The 22,303-nt window shown below is 52.4% G+C and carries 19 protein-coding genes; 14 read left to right on the plus strand and 5 right to left on the minus strand.

The features are described from left to right. Window positions 1–12 precede the first annotated feature (12 nt). The 7 genes from ubiB (at window position 13) to BMX66_RS09150 (ending at window position 6,903) form a co-directional block, all read left to right on the plus strand. Window positions 13–1,527, plus strand: coding sequence for a ubiquinone biosynthesis regulatory protein kinase UbiB (gene ubiB, locus BMX66_RS09120; protein WP_090881356.1), 1,515 nt, complete (start codon window positions 13–15; stop codon window positions 1,525–1,527). A 265-nt stretch (window positions 1,528–1,792) separates the two neighbouring features. Next, complete coding sequence (locus tag BMX66_RS09125) at window positions 1,793–2,878, plus strand: ABC transporter ATP-binding protein (RefSeq protein ID WP_090881359.1); 1,086 nt, start codon at window positions 1,793–1,795, stop codon at window positions 2,876–2,878. Continuing rightward, window positions 2,850–3,779: an ABC transporter permease gene (locus BMX66_RS09130; protein WP_090881362.1), complete on the plus strand. Its 930-nt coding sequence runs from the start codon at window positions 2,850–2,852 to the stop codon at window positions 3,777–3,779. The genes BMX66_RS09125 and BMX66_RS09130 overlap by 29 nt, the downstream gene beginning before the upstream one ends. A gap of 1 nt (window position 3,780) precedes the next feature. Then, the gene (locus tag BMX66_RS09135) at window positions 3,781–4,581 is read left to right on the plus strand and encodes an ABC transporter permease (protein WP_090881364.1); all 801 of its coding nucleotides are present in this window, start codon (window positions 3,781–3,783) and stop codon (window positions 4,579–4,581) included. Next, complete coding sequence (locus tag BMX66_RS09140) at window positions 4,578–5,696, plus strand: ABC transporter substrate-binding protein (RefSeq protein ID WP_090881367.1); 1,119 nt, start codon at window positions 4,578–4,580, stop codon at window positions 5,694–5,696. Before BMX66_RS09135 ends, BMX66_RS09140 begins: the two co-directional genes overlap by 4 nt. A 155-nt stretch (window positions 5,697–5,851) precedes the next feature. Further along, window positions 5,852–6,163 (plus strand): (2Fe-2S) ferredoxin domain-containing protein, encoded by a 312-nt coding sequence (locus BMX66_RS09145; RefSeq protein ID WP_090881370.1) that lies wholly within the window; start codon window positions 5,852–5,854, stop codon window positions 6,161–6,163. 65 nt (window positions 6,164–6,228) lie between these two features. After that, a complete protein-coding gene (locus BMX66_RS09150; RefSeq protein WP_090881678.1) occupies window positions 6,229–6,903 on the plus strand; it encodes an alpha/beta hydrolase in 675 nt (224 codons plus the stop codon). A gap of 182 nt (window positions 6,904–7,085) precedes the next feature. Here the strand turns inward: BMX66_RS09150 and BMX66_RS09155 are convergent, their stop codons facing one another. The 4 genes from BMX66_RS09155 to BMX66_RS09170 form a co-directional block, all read right to left on the minus strand. Continuing rightward, complete coding sequence (locus tag BMX66_RS09155; protein ID WP_090881373.1) at window positions 7,086–7,610, minus strand: beta/gamma crystallin domain-containing protein; 525 nt, start codon at window positions 7,608–7,610, stop codon at window positions 7,086–7,088. A 321-nt stretch (window positions 7,611–7,931) separates the two neighbouring features. Next, a complete protein-coding gene (locus BMX66_RS09160; protein ID WP_255398882.1) occupies window positions 7,932–9,251 on the minus strand; it encodes a glucoamylase family protein in 1,320 nt (439 codons plus the stop codon). Window positions 9,252–9,305: 54 nt separating this feature from the next. Then, a complete protein-coding gene (locus tag BMX66_RS09165; RefSeq protein WP_090881376.1) occupies window positions 9,306–10,766 on the minus strand; it encodes a GH39 family glycosyl hydrolase in 1,461 nt (486 codons plus the stop codon). A 173-nt stretch (window positions 10,767–10,939) separates the two neighbouring features. Next, complete coding sequence (locus BMX66_RS09170; RefSeq protein WP_158593399.1) at window positions 10,940–11,566, minus strand: pentapeptide repeat-containing protein; 627 nt, start codon at window positions 11,564–11,566, stop codon at window positions 10,940–10,942. 281 nt (window positions 11,567–11,847) lie between these two features. Here BMX66_RS09170 and BMX66_RS09175 point away from each other — a divergent pair, with 281 nt between their 5' ends. Then, a complete protein-coding gene (locus BMX66_RS09175) occupies window positions 11,848–12,051 on the plus strand; it encodes a DUF2905 domain-containing protein (protein ID WP_090881383.1) in 204 nt (67 codons plus the stop codon). Window positions 12,052–12,516: 465 nt separating this feature from the next. Further along, complete coding sequence (locus tag BMX66_RS09180; protein WP_090881387.1) at window positions 12,517–12,954, plus strand: hypothetical protein; 438 nt, start codon at window positions 12,517–12,519, stop codon at window positions 12,952–12,954. 201 nt (window positions 12,955–13,155) lie between these two features. Here the strand turns inward: BMX66_RS09180 and BMX66_RS09185 are convergent, their stop codons facing one another. Next, window positions 13,156–16,242 (minus strand): transglycosylase domain-containing protein, encoded by a 3,087-nt coding sequence (locus tag BMX66_RS09185; protein WP_255398883.1) that lies wholly within the window; start codon window positions 16,240–16,242, stop codon window positions 13,156–13,158. A 504-nt stretch (window positions 16,243–16,746) separates the two neighbouring features. On the opposite strand from BMX66_RS09185, the gene BMX66_RS09190 reads away from it, so the two are divergent. From BMX66_RS09190 to BMX66_RS09210, 5 genes are all read left to right on the plus strand, one after another. Next, window positions 16,747–17,559 carry a carotenoid biosynthesis protein gene (locus BMX66_RS09190; RefSeq protein ID WP_090881393.1) on the plus strand — a complete coding sequence of 271 codons (813 nt, stop codon included), beginning with the start codon at window positions 16,747–16,749 and terminating at the stop codon, window positions 17,557–17,559. Between the two features lie 511 nt (window positions 17,560–18,070). After that, window positions 18,071–19,945, plus strand: coding sequence for a TonB-dependent receptor (locus tag BMX66_RS09195; protein WP_255398884.1), 1,875 nt, complete (start codon window positions 18,071–18,073; stop codon window positions 19,943–19,945). A 125-nt stretch (window positions 19,946–20,070) separates the two neighbouring features. Continuing rightward, window positions 20,071–21,240 (plus strand): molybdopterin-synthase adenylyltransferase MoeB, encoded by a 1,170-nt coding sequence (gene moeB, locus BMX66_RS09200; protein ID WP_090881399.1) that lies wholly within the window; start codon window positions 20,071–20,073, stop codon window positions 21,238–21,240. Between the two features lie 200 nt (window positions 21,241–21,440). Beyond that, window positions 21,441–21,884: a M67 family metallopeptidase gene (locus BMX66_RS09205; RefSeq protein WP_090881402.1), complete on the plus strand. Its 444-nt coding sequence runs from the start codon at window positions 21,441–21,443 to the stop codon at window positions 21,882–21,884. A 135-nt stretch (window positions 21,885–22,019) separates the two neighbouring features. Then, window positions 22,020–22,298: a MoaD family protein gene (locus BMX66_RS09210; RefSeq protein ID WP_090881405.1), complete on the plus strand. Its 279-nt coding sequence runs from the start codon at window positions 22,020–22,022 to the stop codon at window positions 22,296–22,298. Window positions 22,299–22,303 lie beyond the last annotated feature (5 nt).

Here is a 22,303-nt window from a genome sequence, read left to right on the forward strand (position 1 = left end):
GTCATAGAATAAATGCGTTTCTTTCGTCTTCTCAAAATACTCGCTGTCGCATTTCGTTTCGGCCTTGATGAATTTGTTCTGGGCCACGAGCGATTGCGCCTGCTGCGACCCGTCGTCAAGGCGGCTACATTCTGGCGGCGGCTGGATAGAGCGCGAGGCGAACGCCTTCGCCTGGCACTGGAAGCGCTGGGCCCCATCTTTGTCAAATTTGGCCAGATGCTCTCTACGCGCCGCGACCTTCTGCCACAGGATATTGCCGATGAGCTGGCAAAACTGCAAGATCAGGTTCCGCCGTTTCCCTCCAGCGTGGCCCTTGCAACACTGGAGCAAATCTATGGGAAGTCCGTCAACGAAGTCTTCCTGACGTTCGATGCCGAACCGGTAGCCAGCGCATCAATTGCCCAGGTTCATCTGGCTGTGCTGCATGACGGTACAGAGGTAGCAGTGAAAGTGCTGCGCCCCGGCATCGCACCGATAATCGCCCATGACGTGGCATTGATGGATTCCGGCGCTTTACTGCTTGAGGCGCTGTGGCCTGATGCAAAGCGTCTGAAGCCTCGCGAAGTCGTAACCGAGTTCGCCCGCCATCTGGATGATGAGCTGGATCTCATGCGTGAGGCTTCCAACTGCAGCCAGTTACGGCGCAACTTTCTGGATTCCCCGTTGTTGCTGGTCCCGGAAGTCTATTGGGACTACTGCTATTCCGGCGTCATGGTGATGCAGCGCGTGAAAGGCACGCCTATCAGTCACGTGGGCAAGCTTCGCGAACTGGGCGTAGACATTCCCAGACTTGCTCGCGTCGGAGTGGAAATTTTCTTCACCCAGGTATTCCGTGACGGTTATTTTCATGCCGATATGCATCCCGGAAATATTTTTGTTGGCAGAGACGGCCGTTATATTGCCGTCGATTTCGGCATAATGGGCACCCTCACCGATGAGGACAAAAATTATCTGGCACAAAACTTTCTTGCATTTTTTCGCCGCGACTACAAGCGTGTGGCGGAGGCCCACGTGGAGGCGGGTTGGGCGCCGAAAGAAACGCGGGTTGATGATTTCGAAACCGCAATCCGTGCCGTATGCGAGCCAATTTTTGACAAGCCACTGAGGGAAATTTCGTTCGGCCGTGTACTGCTTCGGCTGTTTCAGACGTCGCGCCAATTCAACGTGGAAATCCAGCCGCAGCTGGTAATGTTGCAAAAAACCCTTTTGAATATCGAAGGGCTAGGACGCGACCTCGATCCCGATCTCGACCTCTGGACAACTGCAAAGCCGTACCTGGAAAACTGGATGGCGGACCAACTGGGCTGGCGCGGATTCAGTCGCCGCCTGCAGAAGGAAGCGACGAGCTGGGCGGTAATAATGCCACAGTTTCCGCGCTTGATGCATCATGCCTTGACGGAAATTCGTACAAGTGCGCTGGAAGAAAAAATGAATCAGTTTATCCTCGAAAAAAGGCGCCAGAACCTCTTGTTTTCCATCCTTATAGCGTTGCTAACGGTGGCAATGCTGTGGCAGCTGTGGGTATAAGGTTTGATAATTCGTTTTGTTTTAGGTTCTCTTCGCCTGCACTACTTCAGCTTTGGGAAATAATGATTAGCGAACGCATTTTACTCCCGAGTACTCCTGGGCCAGTTCCGGCAATATCTGCATCTTTCTGACGAAGATAGTTCCGCCCACCCTTCTCCTTCCACGAGAAGCCCTTCCGGGCAATGATCCAGGGCGGGGGCGGCTAGTCAATCCATAAACGAATTTTGGTAAAATTTCAGCTTTTTTACTTTAATTTGGGACGACAATGGCGCTCCTGGAAATCCGTAATGTGACACGGCGCTTTTCGAACTATACCGCTGTCGATAATGTCAGCATCAGCGTAAAGGCTGGTGAGTTTTTTACGCTATTGGGGCCATCCGGTTGCGGCAAAACCACGCTGTTACGGATGATAGCCGGATTTGATCTCCCTGATTCGGGTCAAATTCTGCTGGACGGCACAGATATGGTCGGCACTCCACCGGAAAAACGCCCGGTCCATACTGTGTTCCAAACCTATGCTTTGTTTCCGCATATGACGGTAGCGGACAATATCGCTTTTCCACTCAAGATGGCAGGCAAGACACCACAGGAAATAAAAACCAGAGTCGGAGAGGCTCTGGATAGCGTGCGCTTGCCGAATTTTGGCAGCCGTTTTCCTCACGAATTGTCAGGCGGGCAGAAACAGCGCGTGGCGTTCGCGAGAGGACTTGTCAATCGCCCCCGTCTGCTGTTGCTGGACGAACCGCTGGGCGCGCTCGACGCGAAGCTGCGCGAGGAGATGCAAATCGAACTCATTAATCTTCAGAAGGAGCTGGGAATTACGTTCGTTTTTGTCACGCATGCCCAGGATGAAGCGCTGGCGCTGTCGCATCGCATCGCAGTGATGAATCGTGGCAATGTTGAACAAATTGACGAACCCTCGAGAATTTATAGTTTTCCGAGAAATCGTTTCGTCGCGGATTTCATCGGCAAGATCAGCATGATGAACGCACATGTGGTGGAAACGGCGCCCTCGCATTTAAAACTCGATGTGAAGGATTTAGGCGAAGTGACGGCTGCCGGTAACGCGGACGTAAAAGTCGGTGATAACGGCGTGATGGCAATTCGCCCTGAACAGATTCGTATTTCCCATCCTTCGGCCGAGCCGTATCTGAAGAACCATTTCCTGGGCAAGGTGCACGATTTTCTGTACGTAGGGGATGTCACCACTTATATCGTGGAGCTTTCCAATGGCATCTACATTGAGGCTCTGCTGCCCAACTCGGCGCCTGGACGCGCCACCTTTTTCGAGGTGGGGGATCAAGTAGGCGTCTCCTGGCGCCATGATGTGGGTATTTTTCTCAATGATTAAGGAAGGCGCCAAGGATGCGCGCCTTGCCAGATTTCTGGTAGGCGGACCGCCGCTGTTGTTCCTGCTGATATTCTTCGTCGCCCCCAGTCTGATCATGATCCTGACCTCGTTCCGTTTTCCGGGCGAATTCGGAGGATTGGCTCCTGTCACGCCCGAGGATACGGCCGCGGGCGAGTATGGCCTCACGCCCGAAGCCTATCAGTTCTTTTTCAGCGACATTCTTTACGCTGAAATTTTCCTCAAATCTTTCGTCATTGCGTCAACTACCACGCTGATTTGCCTCATCATGGCTTATCCGCTGGCAATGCTGATCGCGCGCAGCAAGAAGCGTTTCCGCAATCTGATGGTACTGCTGGTGGTGCTGCCGTTCGCCAGCAATTTTCTCATCCGTATTTACGCCTGGATGATTATTCTTGGGCCGGAATCGGGGCTTAGCCATTTTATCAACGCCATTCTCGGTGTATTCGGAATCGCTCCGGTAACGCTGTTGTTCTCACCTTTCGCGGTATTGGTAGGCATGGTTTATGTACATCTGCCGTTCATGGTGCTGCCTCTTTATACCAACCTTGAAAAGCACGATCCCTCACTCCTCGATGCGGCGCAGGATCTGGGCGCGAACAGCTGGCAGCGCTTTTGGAGCGTCACCTGGCCGCTTTCCTTGCCGGGCGTATTTTCGGGTTCGGCACTGGTATTCATCCCGGTGCTCGGCATGTTCGCGGTGCCGGAAATATTGGGCGGCACGGGGGATATTCTTATCGGCAACCTCATCAAGGATCAATTCCTCGGCACCCGCGACTGGCCTTTTGGTTCAGTGCTGTCGATCATGCTGACACTGGCGGTGCTATCCGTCGCTGGACTAGCCACATGGTTCTCGCGCTTCGCCGCGGGACAGAGAGCGTAGCATGAGCCGCAGCAATATATGGCTGTGGTCCGCAGCGGTGCTGACTTACGCCTTTCTGTACATTCCGCTCGCTATCGTAGTTCTGTATTCGTTCAACGATTCCAGATTGAATGCAGAATGGGTCGGCTTTACATTATCCTGGTATAAAGCACTGTTCAACAATACTGAAATGCTCGCTGCCGCGCGTAATTCCCTGATTATCGCGGTCTGCGCGAGTTTCAGCGCCACCCTGCTCGGCACAATGGCTGGGCTGGCGATACACCGGTACAAACTCAGGGTATTGCCGGTATTGGTATTCACACCGGTGGCAATGCCCGAAATCCTGCTGGGTGTATCGCTGCTGTTATTCTTTTTGCAGGTCCTGAATTTAACGCTCGGCATGGTATCCATCATCATCGCGCATACCACATTCTGTATCGGGTTCGTCGCGATCATCGTGCGGGCGCGGCTCCAGGGCATGGATGAAAGTATCTTCGAGGCTGCACGCGACCTGGGCGCATCTCCTTGGCAGACTTTCCGTCTTGTCACATTGCCGCTTATCATGCCGGCGGTAGTCGCGGGCGCCTTGATGTCATTTACCTTGTCCATCGATGATTTTGTCATTACCTTCTTTACCAAGGGGGTTGGCGAACCCATTCTTCCCATCCAGATCTATACCATGATAAAAGTCGCCGTGACACCCGAAGTGAACGCCATCTCCACATTACTGATGCTGCTCACGCTGGTCATGATCATTGTTGCATTCCAGCTGGAGGCACGCGCTTCGGCCAGAACAATGTCTCGTAACGAAGCGGGAAAATGAACGGGCTGCGTTTCAGGGGATCTCCGGGATCGCTTGTGTTCTTGCTCGCCTGGCTGGCCCTGTTCTCGACCGGCTGCGCCAGACACGATCCACACACGATTGATGGCGCGGAAAACGTTCTGCATCTGTTCAACTGGAATAATTACATTGCGCCGGAAACGATTGCTCGCTTCGAGACATTCTGCAATTGCGAACTCTCGCAGGATTATTATTCCGATAATGAGGAAATGCTGGCAAAACTTGCGGCTGGAGCGGCAGGGTATGATCTCATCGTCCCCACCGGGAACGCGATGGACGCCCTGATTCGTCAGGGTGCGCTGAAACCGCTCGATAAATCGCTGTTGCCCAATCTCGAGAATATCAATCCTGCATATCTCGACACCGCATTCGATCCCGGCAACAAGTATTCCGTACCTTACGCCTATACGCTCACCCTGCTCGGCTTCAACGAGGAGAAGATAAGGGAACTCGGCCTGCCTGTCGACACCTGGGCAATCATTTTCGAACCGAAATACCTCGAAAAAATAAGGGGCCGCGTCACAGTGCTGGATAGCCAGCGCGAGTTAATGGCTGCGGCGCTGAAGTATCTGGGCTATTCGATTAACGATGTCGATGAGAATCACTGGAAGGAAGCGGCTGACCTTATCGTGCGCGCCAAGCCTTACTGGGCGGCCTTCAGCAATACCAGTTATGTCAAGGAACTGGCCGTAGGCAATCTCTGGGTCGCGCACGGCTATTCCAACGATATGTTTCAGGCGGCGCTCGATGCCAAAAAAACCGGACGAAAATTCATGATCGGCTACTCGACGCCGAAGGAAGGCGCGGTTCTGGCACTCGATAGCATGGTGCTGCATCGAAGCGGAAACCGGCCCCATCTCGCCCATCAATTCATCAATTTCATGCTGGACGGCAAGAATTCCGCTGAGCTCACCAATCTTATAGGCTCCGGCAATCCCAACATGGCTGCGATGCAATATGTCCGGCCGGAAATCGCGGGTAACGAAGCGATATTTCCGGATCCGGAACTGCTCACCCGACTGGAAATGCTGCGCGACCTGGACCGCAAACAACGGAGGCTGCTGAGCCGCTTGTGGACTGAAATAAAATTGAGATAGCAGGGGAAATTGAAAAAAAAGCCGCGGAGTGTTGTGATAAGCCTCTGAGCAAGTGGATAAAGTCCGATGATGTTTTGGGTGTAAACTGATCAGCCTGAGAAGACAACCGTTGTTCCGGTATAATCTTTATTCATCCAATTTCCTCGAACATTCTCATGAGCTACTATCTACGCCATGTATTTTTCTGCGTAAACCAGCGCGAAGCGGGAGCATTATGTTGTAATAATTTTGGGGCTCAGGCCATGCGCGACTACGCCAAGGCACGCATTAAAGCGCTAAAACTCGACAGCAAGAACAGGAGAGTGAGGATTAACAATGCTGGCTGCCTCGACCGCTGCAATGAAGGTCCGGTTATCGTGGTGTATCCCGAAGACGTCTGGTATACCTATGTGGATAAGGAGGATATTGATGAGATCATCGAGGAGCATTTGAAAAACGGACGCGTGGTCGAGCGGTTGCGAATTTAGAATTCACAGAGCAGTTCAGAGATTCCTGAATATACTGTTCAATTATTGTATGGCTGAGCCCATTGTTGAATCCGCACGTTCCCCAGAAATTATTCATTGATGGTCCGGCAGGAAAGCTGGAAACGGATCTTGCCGAGCCCGATTCAGGCCCGCCCCGCGGTATTGCGGTGGTCGCACACCCTCATCCGCGGTATGGCGGAACCATGAACAACAAGGTTGTGTACACCCTGTTCAAATCTTTTCTTGAGTCGGGATTTATATCGGTCAAATTCAATTTTCGCGGCGTGGAACAAAGCGAAGGCCGCCGTAATTCTGGCGAAGACAATGGTGAAGGAGAAACGGAGGATGTGCTTGCGGTAGTGGAAACCGTCACAAGTCAGTTCGCTGCGCGCCTGAACACGCCCGCGCCACTATTGCTGGCTGGCTTTTCCTTCGGCGGGGCGATTCAGGCGTATGCAGCCCAACGGGTCAAGCCGCAAAAAGTGGTATTGATAGCGCCGGCGGTCCAGCGCTTGAACGCGCCGCCTATCGCCTATCCTGGCGCCAGTAACGACATGGAGCATGCGCCCGAGGTTCTGATCATTCACGGCGATCAGGACGAAACAGTCCCTCTGAAAACCGTGCTGGACTGGGCTGCTCCCCAGGAATTACCGGTCGTCGTGGTACCCGGCGCAGAACATTTTTTTCACCGCCGGTTGCACATTCTCAAACGCGTTGTTCTCGATTTCTGCCGACCTTGATGCGCCAAGGTATGACCCGCAGCGGAATTGTAGACGTCCTGTGGCCGTCGCGCCCCGACGCTGCCCCATCCCCGCTTCGCGGAGCCCCTCGGACGATGCTTTGGGGCCAGCCGGGAAGGGCGGAGCAGTGCCTTCCGAAGGAAGGTGGACCCCGTAGCGGGATGCAGGCACCCTGCGGGCGCCTATTTGCAGCTCAACATCATTGATCGGAAATCATCGAAAAATCCCATCTTTTCCGACATATCGGGGACATTTCCATTTGCCTCGATAAATTTATTCTGGTCTCTGAAGTCTCGATTGTCATAAATGGTGACGCCTGCCCTGGGGCCGGTTTTAAGGCTGCGAACCTTGTTCTCCCAATCACTTCCGAAGGGGCCGATCAGCCGTGGCAAATTCAGCGGACCTGCGAGCGTCAAGCTGTCGCCTTCATAATTTTTCTTTTCATAAAACTTTACCCAGCAGCCTTTTCTTTCCAGATCGACCGAAACCTCAACCGGGACTAGCATCAATATCGGCACCTGAACAGTCGTCGGGCCATCCCTGGTTCCGGACTGTGGCTTGCTCTTGTCCGTAGGCTCCGGCTTTTTATTCATTATTGGTCTATCAGGCAGCTCTTGCGCGCCAACGCCAGTTGCGGCGCATACGCCAAACACCAGTGCGAGGGCAGCCAAAAAATCCCGGGAGTTCTTCTGTATCGAAATATTCATGTTATCCTCCTAAAAACCGTGAAAAGGGGTTATGGCACTGAATCCGCTCAGTCCAACTGAAACAGCAGGTCAAGCATGTTCCATTAACAACCTTCTTCCAAACTCCGTACCTGACCTTCCTGAATTTTAAACACTTCCCAGAGCCGCTCCGTTCGCTGACATACATATTCCTTATTCATATTGCGTCTCGGGGGTTGAGCGAGCCATCGGATAAGTTAAACAGACGACATTTGGTCATACTGAGTGTCCGCAGTTTCAATGCAGAAAGGTTGACTGCACTGGTCAGTATGATGATTCAACACTCGGAAGGGCAGTTCCTCTCTAGCCCTCCAGCCAGCCTCCACGAAAGCCTGCACGGCGCAAACCGGTCACGAGATAAGGGCATTGCCGCATCAGTGACCACAACAAGCCAGAGTGATAATTTTCGATCATCATAACGATTGGCCCCTGATTCAAACCAAAGTGATAGGGCGATACCCATCCGAATTCGTGGTGCGGCTCAACCGGAAAGGTGGGGTTGAACGTGGCCTTGTAACCATACTCCTGGGCTTCTCTCAGGTTCATGCGTTCGTAGTTCTCGATGGTCGGGAGCACGATATCGGGCGCGAACGGGAGTGAAGCGACCACAGCCCATGGCGCCAGTGTGCCATCGTCCGGGCCGTACGGGGCGCCGCGGCCGATGTAATCATAAAAAACACGAAGGATGCCGTCCACTTGCCTGACAACAGGGCCTGGGCCGTCGCTGGAAGTTATACCCCAGCAATATTCACTGTAATGTTTGAACTCGAGCGGGTTACGCGCCGCATACCGCTGCTGAACAAGCGTCGCGCAACGAGAATTTGCGAAGTAGTCGCTGTCGTGCTCACGCATGAACGAATCCTGAATTCCGCGAAAATCGATCCATGCATGCGACAACTGGTGAATGAATAACGGTCCCGCATAAAGAAACTCTATGTCATAGATCTTCTTCCACTTGTAGGTGGAAGTCCATGCCGTATAGCTTTCGTCGGATAATGGATGTATGGGTGAGCCCAATCCAAGTAGATAGATGATCAGCGCCTCGTCATAGCCAGTCCATCGATAACGCAGAAAACCTTTTTCGGGCGTCCACCCATGGCTTACTGCAGCCTCCCCGTTCTGCATCCATTGCCAATCAACACGCCTGTAAAGTTCATCGGCAAGCCTGCGGGTTTCCCCTTCTTCCTCCGTCTCGTGCTTATAGTAGGCTCGTGCGATGAGCATGCCGGCGATCAGGAAGGCGGTGTCGACGCTGGAGAGTTCGCAATTCCAGACGCGTCTTCCCGTGTTCATGTCCAGGAAATGATAATAAAACCCCTTGTACCCGGTAGCGTCGCGCTCGGGGCCATGGGGTGCGTTCGCGAAAAACTTCAACACGATGAGCGTGCGCTTCACAGCCTCTTGCCGCGTCATGAAACCGCGTTCAACTCCAACCGGATAGGCCGCGAGCGCGAGGCCCACCGCGGCAATACTTGCTGGCCAATCAGAATGCGACTTGTCCAGGACGAGTCCGTTTGCGGGATTGATTTTGTGGACGAAATAATTGAACGAGTCCTGCTGCAGACTCCTGAGCATCTCATCTTGCCTGGATTGTTCGGATGCTATGGACTCGGACATAAGCATGATCAAGTTTCACCGTTGGAACGGAATTTCAACCCGGCTTCCCGCGTCCCTCGTTTAGAACCGTTCAGGTGTGCTGCCGGACGCACACTCAATTTTCATCGCAGCGATCGATTGCGGCGGCATCGAGATATCGAAATCTATGCGATTTTCCAGGACGTGTAATGGATACGGCTCGGGGTTCAGCGCCGAGGCGGATTGCAGCGTCTCAACGTCACGCAGGTTCAGGTATTCGGGCTCGCCCATTTCCTGCCAGACATGCTTCGGATTTACGTGGTCTTCATCAATGCGTATCACGTGGGCCGACAACGGCCGCGGTGCGTCAGTTAGCTGCACGTGGACCGAAACCGTGCATATTTCATGACGCGGCATGGCGTAATTGGTGATAAATACGGTAATGGCCTTATCTCCCCCACTTATCCATACGCTGACCGTTTCGTGCGAGCCTTCCACCCGATGGAGTTTATTTCCCAAGCCATGCAACAGCTGAAACGCCCTATAGATTGGCTTGGGAATGCCGTGCAGATTCAGGAGGCCGAAACCGCCGTGAAAAGGCACGCTGGGAAAATAATTCTCCTCGAAGATATCAGTAAAGGTCCAGAAGCTGTAACCCTCTACGAACGGATCAACCGAGAGTGCGATATTCGCGGCGAACGCCGCGGCAAAGGACTCGTCGTGTAACGGATCACGCGGATTCGAACTTACATTCCATTCGGTGTAATAGAGCGGCAGACCGCGGGCTTGTACGCTCGCGGTTTCCGCCTTCTCTTTCATTACATCACGTGGTGCGTGTTCGAGTTGAGTAAGTGTGTCGGCGCCGATTTGGCCAAAGGCGTCGGTGGGATAATAATGCGTACTGACGAAATCAATCGGGAGCTCGTGTTGAGCGCAATAATCCAGAAACTCGGGGATCCAGGCGCTCTGGGCGCTCGAAGGGCCGCCCACTTTCAATGCGGAATCTATATTCTTTATGGTTTCGACGGTAGTACGGTAAAGCTGCTGGTAACCTTTTTTACCGCCTGTCCAGAATGCCTTCAGGTTGGGTTCGTTCCATACTTCCAGGCACCATCCGCTAACTTCGCCCGATCCATAGCGGTCAATCCAGTGACGAACCAGTCTGTCGATAAGTTTTCCCCATTGCCGGTAATTTTTGGGCGGAGTAATGTTGGCCCGATATTGAAACACGGTAGACTTGCCTGAAGACAGCATCGACGGCATAAAGGAAAGCTCGACGAATGGCTTCATGCCGATAGACAGCAGATAGTCGTTGATTTGATCCGCATTAAAAAATGAGTAGAGGGGTTTCCCGGTGTGGCGGATCAACGTACCCATATCGTCATCAAGCAGGCCATGAAAGCGTACGTGGCGAAATCCGAGCTCGGTGTGCGCGCGCCTCAACTGCGCCTGCCAATCGGCGCGCAGCGCAAGCAACGCACGCCCGCTGCCCACGGTATGTTCCCAGGAATGTTTAAGCGGAACCGAAGTTGAAGCAAGATTGCTTTTGAACTCGATAGCCATAACAGTTCTTCACAGAATGTTATTTCTGCCCCGCGCTGGGGCGAAGCTGGTCTCCGCCTTCTGCCTTCTGGGTATTAAACGTGAATACCGCCGCTTTTTTTACTCGGCGCCAGTGGCTGGCGTCGAATTTCTGCGACCGTCGGTAACGCCATCAAATAACAGCGGTCGTTTAACTACTTCACTTTCGGGCAGCCCTGGCAGCCCTCCGTATTTACGCTGGAAAAATCGACTTCGTCGAGGATCGCGCCTCTAAAATCAGCTCCTTGCAGCATTGCGTTGTCCAGCTTTGCCCTAGTGAGGTCAGCACCGCGAAAATCAGTCTGTGTCATCACCGTCCCCGATAAATCCGCTCTTTGAAGCTGGGCATTGCGAAATTGGGCCTTCGTAAGATTAGCGCCACTTAAATTGGCGCCCTTGAGCAATGCGCCAGTGAGATCAGCACCCGCCAAGTTGGCGCTTTTAAGATTCGTGTCTTTAAGCCGCGCGAGATTAAGCCTGGCATCAACCATTGTGGCGTTTTTCATATCCGCCTCATCCAATATGGCACCACTGAGGTTGGCGCCAGTGAGATCGATCATGTCCATATTGGCATTGAATAAATTTGCACCTTGCAAGTCGGCGCCGTTTAAATTGGATTGACGAAGCCCAGCTCGAGCAAGATCCGCGCCATGCAAATCGGCGCCGCGAAGATCCCACTCTACGCACAATGTGCCCGATCTGATAGGACAACCATTTATCTCTGCGGCCATTGCGGTGTTTGCGATCAAAAAGGCAGCTAATAGAATCAGAAGATTTGTCATTTTTTCCTCGATCATGACGGATTCAAAATGGAATCTTATCTGATGCTGTACCGTAATTCCGTGTGTTAGCACACTTAGGAAAGCAAATTGGCGGGGAACAAGGCAAGAAGATTGCTGACAAATGTCGAGGTTGACTTCATGTTATGAGCTATTGGAAACATTGGCAGAAGAGCAAAATTGATATTTCCCGGAAAAAACCTTTACACTAACCTTCAGTCTTCCTCCAGGTTCTCAAAGCGAGACAACACTCCGGATCGACGCGACGCTCTCAAAGAAATCCTATGCAACGCCTACTCATCATTGCCGGGATCCTGCTTCTGTTTGTTGGCATTGCGTGGCCCTGGCTATCGAAATTACCCTTCGGAAGGCTGCCGGGAGACATCGTCATTGAGCGTGAGAATTTCAGACTCTACTTTCCCCTGACTACGGGCCTGCTGGTATCCTTGTTGCTGTCGCTGCTGCTCTGGTGGTGGTCCCGGAAATGATTGCTCAGCTTTGAAGAGGATACGTAATTGGACCTGTATGAGTCTATGTTGTTTTGGTTCGTCAAGGAATTTATCAAGGCCGTCCTGGGCCTTGGCCTGATTCTAGGGATTATCGTTTTCCTGCGATGGATCAATAGCGACGACTGAGCAATCTGTGCCGCTCCCGTTCGCTTTCCTTTCCCTAACGCATCCACGTTCATCGACTACTGCCTGCATGTATTAGTCACATATGTCCGGACACAGTGTCCCCTCGATTATCCTGCAAGCTCAATCCCTGCTTATCGAGGCGCTGTGCGATTTAACCTCTGCAACAGTGCGTCACCGCACAGAACCGCACAACTTTCGCTGTTTAAATTACTATAAATTTTTGCTTATCTTAATAATTGTCAAGAATAATCAGCAGTTAGAGCAAGAATGAGGGAAATTTCTCACGGAGCACCTTTTTTCTACTTCATTGGAGTTACCATGAAATCTTATTCGATCATTGGTATAGCTGGGCGCTTTATAGCGCTGCTTGCGTTAACCGTGGGCTTGGCTACTGGTTTAAGCGTGACGGCTCATGCTCAGGCTGACGCGTCGGGCGGTAGCACGTCTGCGTCACAGCAGGAAGGCGCCATCGACGGCCGGCCTTGTGGCGGGCCCTCCCAACTTACCTGTCGCGAAGGCTTGATATGCGTGGACAATCCCGGGGATAACTGTAATCCGACTCAGGACGGTCTCAAGTGCCCGGGAACATGCAAAGTGAACACCGCGAAGGAAGACGAGATCAACCGCCCCTGCGGCGGGACAACCGGGTATAACTGCCGTGGCGGCATGATTTGCGTGGACGACCCTTCGGACGACTGCAATCCCACACAGGATGGCGCTAAATGCAAGGGGATATGTGTGCGCGGTCCACAATGACGGCTCCCATCGTTCGCACCGCATGACGATACAGACAAAGCAGAAGGGATGAATCTGCTGTGATTGGTCCCTTTTGCTTCCTGGCAATAACGGGTCTTCAACCCGTCTTTTTGGAATGCGAGTGGTGCTAGGGGTACGGGATGCAAGAGAGAACGGTCGCCCGAAAAATGAGCGGTCTTGACTTATCCAACGCAACCCGGATCAGCCTGGATTCACCTCTGGCTTTTCGCTTTCTTCACGCAGATCGCTTTTAACCGCACGTGTCGCCGGGCTTTGATCGGGTAACGACCGAGTCCTGTCAACAAGCGGTTTCAATATAGGCAAGAGGTGTTTCATGACTTGCGTCGAGAGTGCCGAGGTAAATGCGTAGTTCTCGGCATCCGCGCCGGGTACGAATGCGGTCATGGTCCCGAAAAAACGGTCCCCAATGAAGAAAACAAAGGTGGCAGAGCGGTTTACCGCTCTGGATTCCTTGATGACACCCGGCGAAGAAAACGTGACATGACGATGATCGCCGGTTCCGGTCTTTCCGCCGATCAGAATTTCAGCGCCATCCTCTTCCACCATGGCCCGCGCCAGCCGCGAAGCTGTACCGGTCTCCACCACGTCGGTCAGAACACCGCGTACCGCTGCCGCCAGCTCGGGCGAGAACACTCGTTCGCCCTGCGCGGGCGCCCGTTCGACAATGGCCTCAAAAGGGGTACCAGCCGCAAAGCGAAGCCGTTCGATAAGCACCGGCGGCACCCGGACTCCATTGTTGAGGATGATACCCATCAGCTCCGCGAGCGCGGCGGGATGGTCAGCCGAGGTCCCGATAGCTGTGGCGAGCGACGGCACCAGCGAATCGAAAGGATAGCCTACGCGTTTCCAGTTGCGGTGAATTTCCAGAAATGCTTCAAGCTCCAGAAGACCGCGAATCCGGATATCCTGCGAGTTCTTGTTCACAGTCTTGAACAGCCAGTGGTAGACGTCTATCCGCTCATCCTTGCTGGCCTCGATAATATCCTTGTGCTGCGCATCGGGGTGAGAGATCAGGTAGCGTACCAGCCACAATTCCAGAGGGTGCACGGTCACGATATAGCCTTGGTCGGCCAGCGAATATTTACCCGGTGCATAGCTCTCATACAATTCATCGAGCATTGCCGGCGTCACGCCTTTGAAACCGGGCAGGTGCGGCGCCATGGATTTCTTGAACTCGGCGAGCGCGGCATCAGGATAAATATAGCGATAAGCGGCGGCGAGGCGGCGAGGCGTATGCCGGAAGCTGGAAAAGAATGCCTCGCTAACCTGGTCCGGTCTCGCCGTTTTGCCTTTGTACTTGAGATAGAACCGATTGATAAACTCCCGGCCTTCCTTGTCAGCAAAGCGTCTGAGATATTCTGCACGGCCCGAACTCCCGACATCCTTCAGTATCCTGGCGGACGAACCCCCGACCTGGAACATGTAGTGGCGCACGATATCCCGCATCAAACGGATGTATACCAGATTGACGGAGTTCCTCGTCGCCTCACGCACACTCAAAATCTTGCGGTCGTCTTCACGCATGAAATTATGAAAAATATGGGAGCCGCCACCGGTAAAGAACCGCTCTTCGGAATTGGCCGAGTACTTCCGCTCCAGAGCGGCGTTCAGCATGGATGCCAAACTCTTGTCCGTGCTTTGCAAAAGATACCCGATCGCCCAGCGGCTAAGAATATCGCCGGTGGCAACTTCTTGTTTGCGGAGCGCTTTCAGCTCCATTGTCGAATATTTACTATGCAGGGCCTCGATAATCTCAAGATAGGTCACCAGCGTGCGTAATTTTGCGGTAGAACCCAAGTCCAGCTTGGTGCCTTTATTGATGTCCAGGGGTTGTTCGAAATTGTCCGCCAGGATCCGGAATTTAGCGCCTTCCGGTGTCAACTCTGAAAGCGTGAAGCTGTAGATAATTTTCCCCGGATCTTCCGTGCCAAGCAGGCGGTGTCCGTATAGCCCGGCAGCGTGTGCGTATTCCGGATCCTTGAGCCGACGCAGCAGATCGGTGGTTTTTTTCTGCAGTTCGACGTCGAGCGTGCTTTGCACGGATAAATCCAGCCGGTCCAGGTCGTACATCCGCCGTAACCCGAGCTGAGAGGCAAGGCGCATACGCACTGCATTAACAGCCTTCTGCTCGGAAAAATTCCTGATTTCCTCTGGTGCGGCAGCGGTGTCACGAAAACGGAGCGGCAGTTTGAGCGCGGCATCCCTGAGACGGGAGGGGATCACACCTGCCTGAGCCAAGACCCGCAGATAGCTGTCGGTAAGCTCGGCAAGTTCTTCGCGGCCGCCAAGCAGGTAGTAGGACGGCCTGCGTTGGGCGATCATCAGGCTTAGTATATGTTTGTAGAGAAATGCCGCCTCGACAAGGGCGTCGCCTTGTACGAATCGCGAATTCAGGATGTGATTGGTTTCGTCGAATTTCAGGCCGTACCACGCCCAGAGCCCGTCTCCTATCCCGTTCGTCTCCCCGAAACCCGCAGCAGCCGAAAGCGGGACTGTATTAAGATAATCTACTACAATCTGCTTGCGCGCCGGTAATGTGTTTGTGCCATGCAGATAAGCGCGTACAGAGGCGGAGGCAATCTGTTGAAGCTTATCTTTTGCGCTCATCGTCATTCCGTTGGGAGAGTGGCGATATTTTTCGATTTGTGTTGCGAGCGTGCTACCTCCTGGTACATCATGCTCGGTGCGGAAAAGTTGAATTCCTTTGTCCAGCACTGCCCTGCCCAACCGATTCCAATCTATGGCCGGATTCTTTTTCGGGTGAGCCAGATCGAGCAACTCGCGATTCTCGATAAATAGCAGACTGTCTGTCACCACGGACGGGATCGATTCGAAGTTTTCATAGATGCGCGACGGAAACATAGCGCGATACAACGGCTGACCATCCTCCGCGGTTATCTCCAGGCCCGCCTGAGACTTCTCACGATAAGGAATAAACAGGCCCTGCTCGACAAGCTCCTTCATGCGCGTGGAAACTCGTGCCTGAGAATGGACTTGAAAACCGTGTTTTGCCAAATGCTGAAACATTTCCGGCAAGCGGCTATAGCCCAGACGAACGTCATATGGCCCTGCCTGCGAAAAATACGGGTCGCCATTCGGGCCGCTTTGCATGTCCCAGCGCAGGTCATTGGCCAGCCTGGACAGTTCCCGCGCCTGAAATGTAGAGGTCTGGACTTCCACGTAGAAAACGAAGGCCGCAATAGCGAGTGCAGCGAGAAGCAGGATCAGAACAGCAAAAGCAAAAAACTTGAGCGCGCGCCTCACCATGGAAATCATCAAGAATAAAAATGTGACATTACAGATTTATTGGTAGGAGGCAGGTCGCAAAATGCGGCATTTTTCCGGCCCTGTTCGGTTTTTGAGGTTTTAGCCAAGGGTACCGGGGAATTTTTCTCATCCTCGTTCTACTTGCCTGAGATCGGCAACGCTTTCATCAAGTGATTTTGGCGAGAATAAACAAGGTAGATAACAATACGCAACGTCGCAAATTCCCGCTATAAACGGGACTCCTGATGTAAGAGGCTATTTCGCCAACCCTATTCCATCCCCGGAAAGACCTATAGAGATCCTGTAGTTCGCGCCGATAAAATTTTATTACGACCCGAAATTCAGCAGGATATACTCTGGCCCCGGCTCCCATAATAAAAATCCGGCCTGCGCAAACTATCAGGAACAAGCCGCGAGATCACGAAAAGGCGGTATTTGCGCCACGGGCATAAGCAATAAAAATCAAAATTTCAAAGCTCATTTACCGAATCGATAGAACATCCGATGGAATTCCTCAGCCTCCTGCTAAAGACAATTATCCTGCGCCCCTACGTTTTCGTATTTCTCGCCGTGTTTCTGTTCCTGGCAAGCAGGCTGATTGGCTGGCGGAGAACAGGCTGTTTCATGGGAATCACGTTTGTTGTGGCATTTTTGTGCGAGTTCTCTTCTACTCGCACCGGGATTCCGTTCGGCTGGTATCACTATACCGGTTCCACGGTCGGCCAGGAATTGTATATCTCGAATGTCCCGTTTATGGATTCTCTCTCGTTTCCCTTTCTTCTTTATGCGAGCTATTGCATGGCCCTGGCTTTTCTCCTGCCTGCGACCAGCAGCAGCAACGCCGGTTCTGGTATCAACATGATACCGATGGGATTTCCACTTGCGGCGAGAACCGGTTGGCCCGTGGTGGTGCTCACGATGATTTTTTTCACGTACCTCGATATCATTATTGATCCGGCCACGCTCCGCGGCGAACGGTGGTTTCTCGGTCAGATATATTACTATCCCGATCCCGGTACGCATTTCGGTGTACCGGTCGCGAACTATATTGGCTGGGCTGTCGTAGCTTTCCTCTCGCTTCTTGCCTATCTTCCTCTGGATCGCAAACTGGCTCAGACCAGTCTCTCTCCTGCCCCGCTGATCACCAGACGCATACTCCTCGGCTGCGGTCTTTATTATGGGGTATTGATCTTCAATCTCGCTATCACTTTCTGGATTGGAGAATACCTTTTAGGAATGACCGGTCTTTTCATTTATCTTCCCGTCACCGCACTGCTTGCCCTCCGGCTCCTCGGTCGTTTGCCGGCGCAGGGTTAGCGGTTAGCCCAAGGTTAAAAAAGAAGAATCCCCAACGCGTTATCTCGAGTGTCAGCTTTATCGCAGCGATACAGGTAACCGCGACGCTATGACAAAAGATTAAATTTCCGTCTTCGATCTGCTCAGCCGAGCTCGACGGAGGTGCGACAATATGTCACATGCGTCAATTTGTCACATGCGACAATATGTCACATTCCTAATCTCATCGATTTGATTTACATTCCATATCAGCAAGTATATGGGTGTTTGTAACCGCGTTTAAGCGATTGTTTCAAACTCCCGATTGCCGTCCCGCCACGGCAATTTATATTTGTCCATCATAAAAAACAAACTCATTGCGTCAGTCGTGTGCGGAAGCACATGGGATTCAGAAAACTATATGTCTTTGACATTAGTAGGTCTTGTCTTTTCCAGCACAGATAATTCAAATAAAAGAATAAGAATGAGAATAAGAAAAACCACAGTGGCCATCATATCAATGGCCATAACAATGGTCTTTTCAGGGTTCGCAATGGCACAGAGTACAGCACCATCTCCGAGCACCAAACTATCTCCGGTTGTTGTGACGGCCAACCCGATCATTGACAGCGTCCGCATCGATCCGTTTTCAAGCACATCCGCGGTGGTGACCGAAAGCCAGTTGCGCGATCAGAATGCATTCGATCTTGCTACGGCACTACGCCGCACCCCCGGCGTGCAAATATCTCGCTACAACCCGGTGGGCGCCTTTGGCGGCGATCAGGGCGGCGCTGTTTATATCCGCGGGATGGGCGTCAGCCGGCCAGGTAGTGAAATCAAGACCTACATTGATGGCGTTCCGTTTTACATGGGTGTGTGGAGTCATCCACTGCTCGATTTGCTGCCCGTTAACGGCATGCAATCCATCACTGTCTATAAAAGCCCGCAACCACAGATCAACGGCAACAACTTTGCCTCGATCAACCTGGAAACGAAGCGCGCAGCCGAAGATGGTATCCAGGCCAGTGCAAGGATATCCGGCGGCTACTTCAGCACCTTTATCGAACAGGCGGATCTGGTTGGCCGCTACGGAAATGTAGATTTCATGCTGGCACAAGGCCATGCCCAGTCGAATGGACATCGACTCAATGCCAGCGGCGAATTGAACAATGTCATGGGCCGCATTGGCATGCGGCTGAACGACAATTGGTCTGTTGGCACGAGCTTTCTTTATGTCGACAACCAGGCGCGTGATCCGGGTGACAACCGTCTTCCGGCGCCCGCCGTGGCGCCGCAGTACAACACTCAGGCCGGAATGGTTTCCGTTTTTGCATCGCATCGTCATGGCGACTGGCGCGGCGACCTGCGTTTTTACCACAACAGGGGAGAAGGCAACTGGCTGCATCAGTCTGGTCTGGAGGGGGATACGCCTACCAATTTTCAAATGACCGGTCTGCGCTGGAAGGAAGAGTTCTCTCTTTGGTCCGGGGGAACGATTGTTGCAGGATTAGACAATGACTGGATCTCGGGTGACGTACGATTCAATCGTGTGGCACCCACCCCCCAGGGGAGTTTTAATGCGCCGACTTTCCGCGTCACATCGCCCTATGTTGCCCTGAGCCAGAAGATCGATCTAGGCAAGGGCTGGGCACTGGTGCCCGCTGTGGGTATGCGGGTATATGATCACAGCATGTTCCGGACAAGGACCTCGCCGCATGCGGGCCTGTCTCTGGTATCCGAGAGAATTACCCTGTTTGGTAATGTGTCGCGTGGCATCAACTATCCCGGTTTGGAAGCTCCCGTTCTCTCCTCCCTGATCCCTGCGCTGGGGCAAAGCTGGAAACAGCTTGCGGCGGAAGAACTGAATCATGCGGAGGTCGGCGTGAAACTGAATCCCGTTGATGCCACGCAAATCGACATCAGCGTGTTTGTTGATCAGGTAAAAAACCGTTATATCTTCGGTTTCCCGCCACATGTTCCGCCTCCTCCCCAATTCCTGAATCTCGGCACCTATGTGATGCGTGGCGCCGAAATTGCAGTCCGGCAAAATATTACCCCGAATTGGACGGTATTTGGCGGACTGACCTTGCTTGATCCCAGCATAGACAATTTGCCCTATACGCCCAAGAGAGCTGTCACCGCAGGGATAAATGGACGGATCGGCCCCTTTCGCTTGACAGTCGATACCCAATATCAGTCGAGTGTGCTGGCGCTTAACCGCGCTCGCACTGCGGGAACTGTCAATACCGAAAAAGTTGATTCATTTGTGATCATGAATGCACGTGTGTCTTACCAATTGCCGATGCTGGGAAAGAAAGGCGAAATTTTCGTAGCCATGGAGAACCTCCTGGATGCCAATTATGCCTATCGTCCTGGATATCCCATGCCGGGGCGCTGGGGTCAGATCGGTTTATCGGCGAGCTTCTGAGTGAACAAAACCTTGTAAGCCGGAGCATCGCCCGTTTCATTTCCCGGATTCATCTTCGAACCGGGCATTCAAGCTGAAACGCCAGAATAAATATTGAATTCTATGATTTAAACATGGAGGTTTTGATGCAACTATTACCGTTAGCAGCCCCTTCAGAAGCATTAACCCCGGAAGAAATCTCGCGGTACAGCCGCCATCTGCTGATTCCCGACGTTGGCATAGAAGGACAAAAGCGCCTCAAGAACAGTAAAGTCCTGGTGATAGGCGCCGGGGGCCTGGGATCCCCGGTTCTTCTCTATCTCGCGGCAGCCGGGGTTGGGACATTGGGAATCATTGACTTCGACACCGTAGATGAATCCAATCTGCAAAGACAAATTATCCACGGACAATCGGATGTTGGCAGATTCAAGTCCAGAAGCGCGAAGGACTCGGTCAATGAGTTGAATCCCTATGTTCACGTTCAACTTCATAATGAACGTCTTGAAGCAACCAATGCCATTCAGATAATTTCGGGCTACGACCTGGTAATAGACGGTACGGATAATTTCGCCACACGATATCTAGTCAATGACGCCTGCGTGCTTTCTGGAAAACCATATGTCTGGGGTTCCATTTTTCGGTTCGAAGGGCAGGCCTCTGTGTTTTGGGAAGATGCGCCGAACGGACGCGGCCTGAACTATCGCGATCTATATCCTGAGCCACCGCCTGCGGAAATGGCGCCGTCATGCGCGGAAGGCGGGGTATTAGGCATCCTCTGCGCTTCGATCGGCGCGATCATGGCGACTGAGGCAGTCAAGTTGATTATCGGCTTAGGTGAAACCTTACTTGGCAGGCTTGCTGTCTACGACGCCCTGGATATGACATACCGATTCATCCCCCTGCGACGCGCACCAACAAGAACTGCCATAACCGGACTGGTCGATTACCAGGAACTGTGCAGACTAAAGCAGCCGGCTGACGGTAAAACAAATGTTCCCACGATCAGTGCAAAGGAACTGAAAAATATGCGAGACAACGGTATGGATTTGCGGCTCATCGATATCCGTGGAATCGAAGAATGGAACCTCGTTCGCATAGAAGGCGCGAATCATATTCCCAAAAATAAAATGATGTCCAGCGAGGTCTTATCCCAACTCAACAAGGAAGACCTCATCGTGCTTCATTGCAAAATGGGCGTGCGCTCCAGGGATGCTCTCATTGAAATGCAAAAGCGGGGCTTCACGAACGTCAGGAGCCTGGATGGAGGAATTCTAGCGTGGATAAGAGACGTGGACCGTTCACTTCCCATTTATTGAGCAGCATCAAGGCGAATGAAGGTTGTTTTTTTGCCCTGACTGCTCACGTTTCAGCCGCAGTCCAGCTTTTCGCGATTCGATGATCAAATAGCTACAAACCCAACGATGTTTTTCAAAAACTGCCTTTTCTTGGTAGTGCGGGAAATATTTTTCTTCAGTTCAGATCGATACATGACCAACATTCAGGAGGCTGAAAAATTATGCTGACCATACACGCTAAATTAGTTGAAGCAATGTTTGCCCGAGCGCGTAAAGATCACCCTGTCGAAACCTGTGGCGTCATTGCCGGCCCCCACGGGTCCAATCTTCCGTTGCGCCTGATCCCGATGCGCAACGCCGCGCAATCGGAAACATTTTTTCAGTTTGACCCCAAAGAGCAGTTGCGGGTCTGGAGAGAAATGGAGGCGCGTAACGAAGAGCCAATCGTTATCTACCACTCGCATACCAATACACAGGCCTACCCAAGTCAAACCGATGTCAAATATGCAAGCGAGCCTAGATCCCACTACGTCATTATTCCCGCAGACCCCAGGTACGGAGAAGAGATTCGCAGTTTTCGCATTTGGGATGGGATGGTGACCGAAGAACGGGTAAGGGTGCGGAATTCATATAAATCGGAATGGGAATTATCCATGGTGGCTTGAGGGGCGTCTTGCTTCGCAATGGCTTTCTTTAAATAAAGGCGGAAACATTCGGCCTTCACCTCTTCACCTCAAGAACTCTTGATTTTTCGCAATTGCATTTCTTCATAACCAACCACCAATCCCAAGGGGACAAATATGCCAATTACCGTAAGTATCCCAACCATATTGAGACCGCTCACCAACAATCAAAAACGGATCGAAATTGACGGCTTCAATGTGCTTGAAGCTATCGAACAGATGGAGCAGCAATATCCCGGCGTCAAGGAGAAACTGATAACCGGCGGAGAGGCGCGCCGCTTCATCAATATATACGTGAACGATGACGATATCCGTTTCAGTAATGGCCTTTCGACGAGACTGAATGATGGCGACTCGTTAACCATTCTGCCTGCCGTCGCCGGAGGCGGAGGATAAGCCAA

The organism is Nitrosovibrio sp. Nv6 (assembly GCF_900110495.1).
GTDB lineage: Bacteria > Pseudomonadota > Gammaproteobacteria > Burkholderiales > Nitrosomonadaceae > Nitrosospira.

Coding starts and splice junctions, on each gene's coding strand:
- ubiB (WP_090881356.1), top strand. CDS start 13: ATGCGTTTCTTTCGTCTTCTCAAAATACTCGCTGTCGCATTTCGTTTC.
- BMX66_RS09180 (WP_090881387.1), top strand. CDS start 12,517: ATGAAATCTTATTCGATCATTGGTATAGCTGGGCGCTTTATAGCGCTG.
- BMX66_RS09125 (WP_090881359.1), top strand. CDS start 1,793: ATGGCGCTCCTGGAAATCCGTAATGTGACACGGCGCTTTTCGAACTAT.
- BMX66_RS09165 (WP_090881376.1), bottom strand. CDS start 10,766: ATGGCTATCGAGTTCAAAAGCAATCTTGCTTCAACTTCGGTTCCGCTT.
- moeB (WP_090881399.1), top strand. CDS start 20,071: ATGCAACTATTACCGTTAGCAGCCCCTTCAGAAGCATTAACCCCGGAA.
- BMX66_RS09145 (WP_090881370.1), top strand. CDS start 5,852: ATGAGCTACTATCTACGCCATGTATTTTTCTGCGTAAACCAGCGCGAA.
- BMX66_RS09155 (WP_090881373.1), bottom strand. CDS start 7,610: ATGAATATTTCGATACAGAAGAACTCCCGGGATTTTTTGGCTGCCCTC.
- BMX66_RS09185 (WP_255398883.1), bottom strand. CDS start 16,242: ATGGTGAGGCGCGCGCTCAAGTTTTTTGCTTTTGCTGTTCTGATCCTG.
- BMX66_RS09135 (WP_090881364.1), top strand. CDS start 3,781: ATGAGCCGCAGCAATATATGGCTGTGGTCCGCAGCGGTGCTGACTTAC.
- BMX66_RS09175 (WP_090881383.1), top strand. CDS start 11,848: ATGCAACGCCTACTCATCATTGCCGGGATCCTGCTTCTGTTTGTTGGC.
- BMX66_RS09210 (WP_090881405.1), top strand. CDS start 22,020: ATGCCAATTACCGTAAGTATCCCAACCATATTGAGACCGCTCACCAAC.
- BMX66_RS09140 (WP_090881367.1), top strand. CDS start 4,578: ATGAACGGGCTGCGTTTCAGGGGATCTCCGGGATCGCTTGTGTTCTTG.
- BMX66_RS09170 (WP_158593399.1), bottom strand. CDS start 11,566: ATGACAAATCTTCTGATTCTATTAGCTGCCTTTTTGATCGCAAACACC.
- BMX66_RS09160 (WP_255398882.1), bottom strand. CDS start 9,251: ATGCTTATGTCCGAGTCCATAGCATCCGAACAATCCAGGCAAGATGAG.
- BMX66_RS09195 (WP_255398884.1), top strand. CDS start 18,071: ATGGCACAGAGTACAGCACCATCTCCGAGCACCAAACTATCTCCGGTT.
- BMX66_RS09190 (WP_090881393.1), top strand. CDS start 16,747: ATGGAATTCCTCAGCCTCCTGCTAAAGACAATTATCCTGCGCCCCTAC.
- BMX66_RS09205 (WP_090881402.1), top strand. CDS start 21,441: ATGCTGACCATACACGCTAAATTAGTTGAAGCAATGTTTGCCCGAGCG.
- BMX66_RS09130 (WP_090881362.1), top strand. CDS start 2,850: ATGATGTGGGTATTTTTCTCAATGATTAAGGAAGGCGCCAAGGATGCG.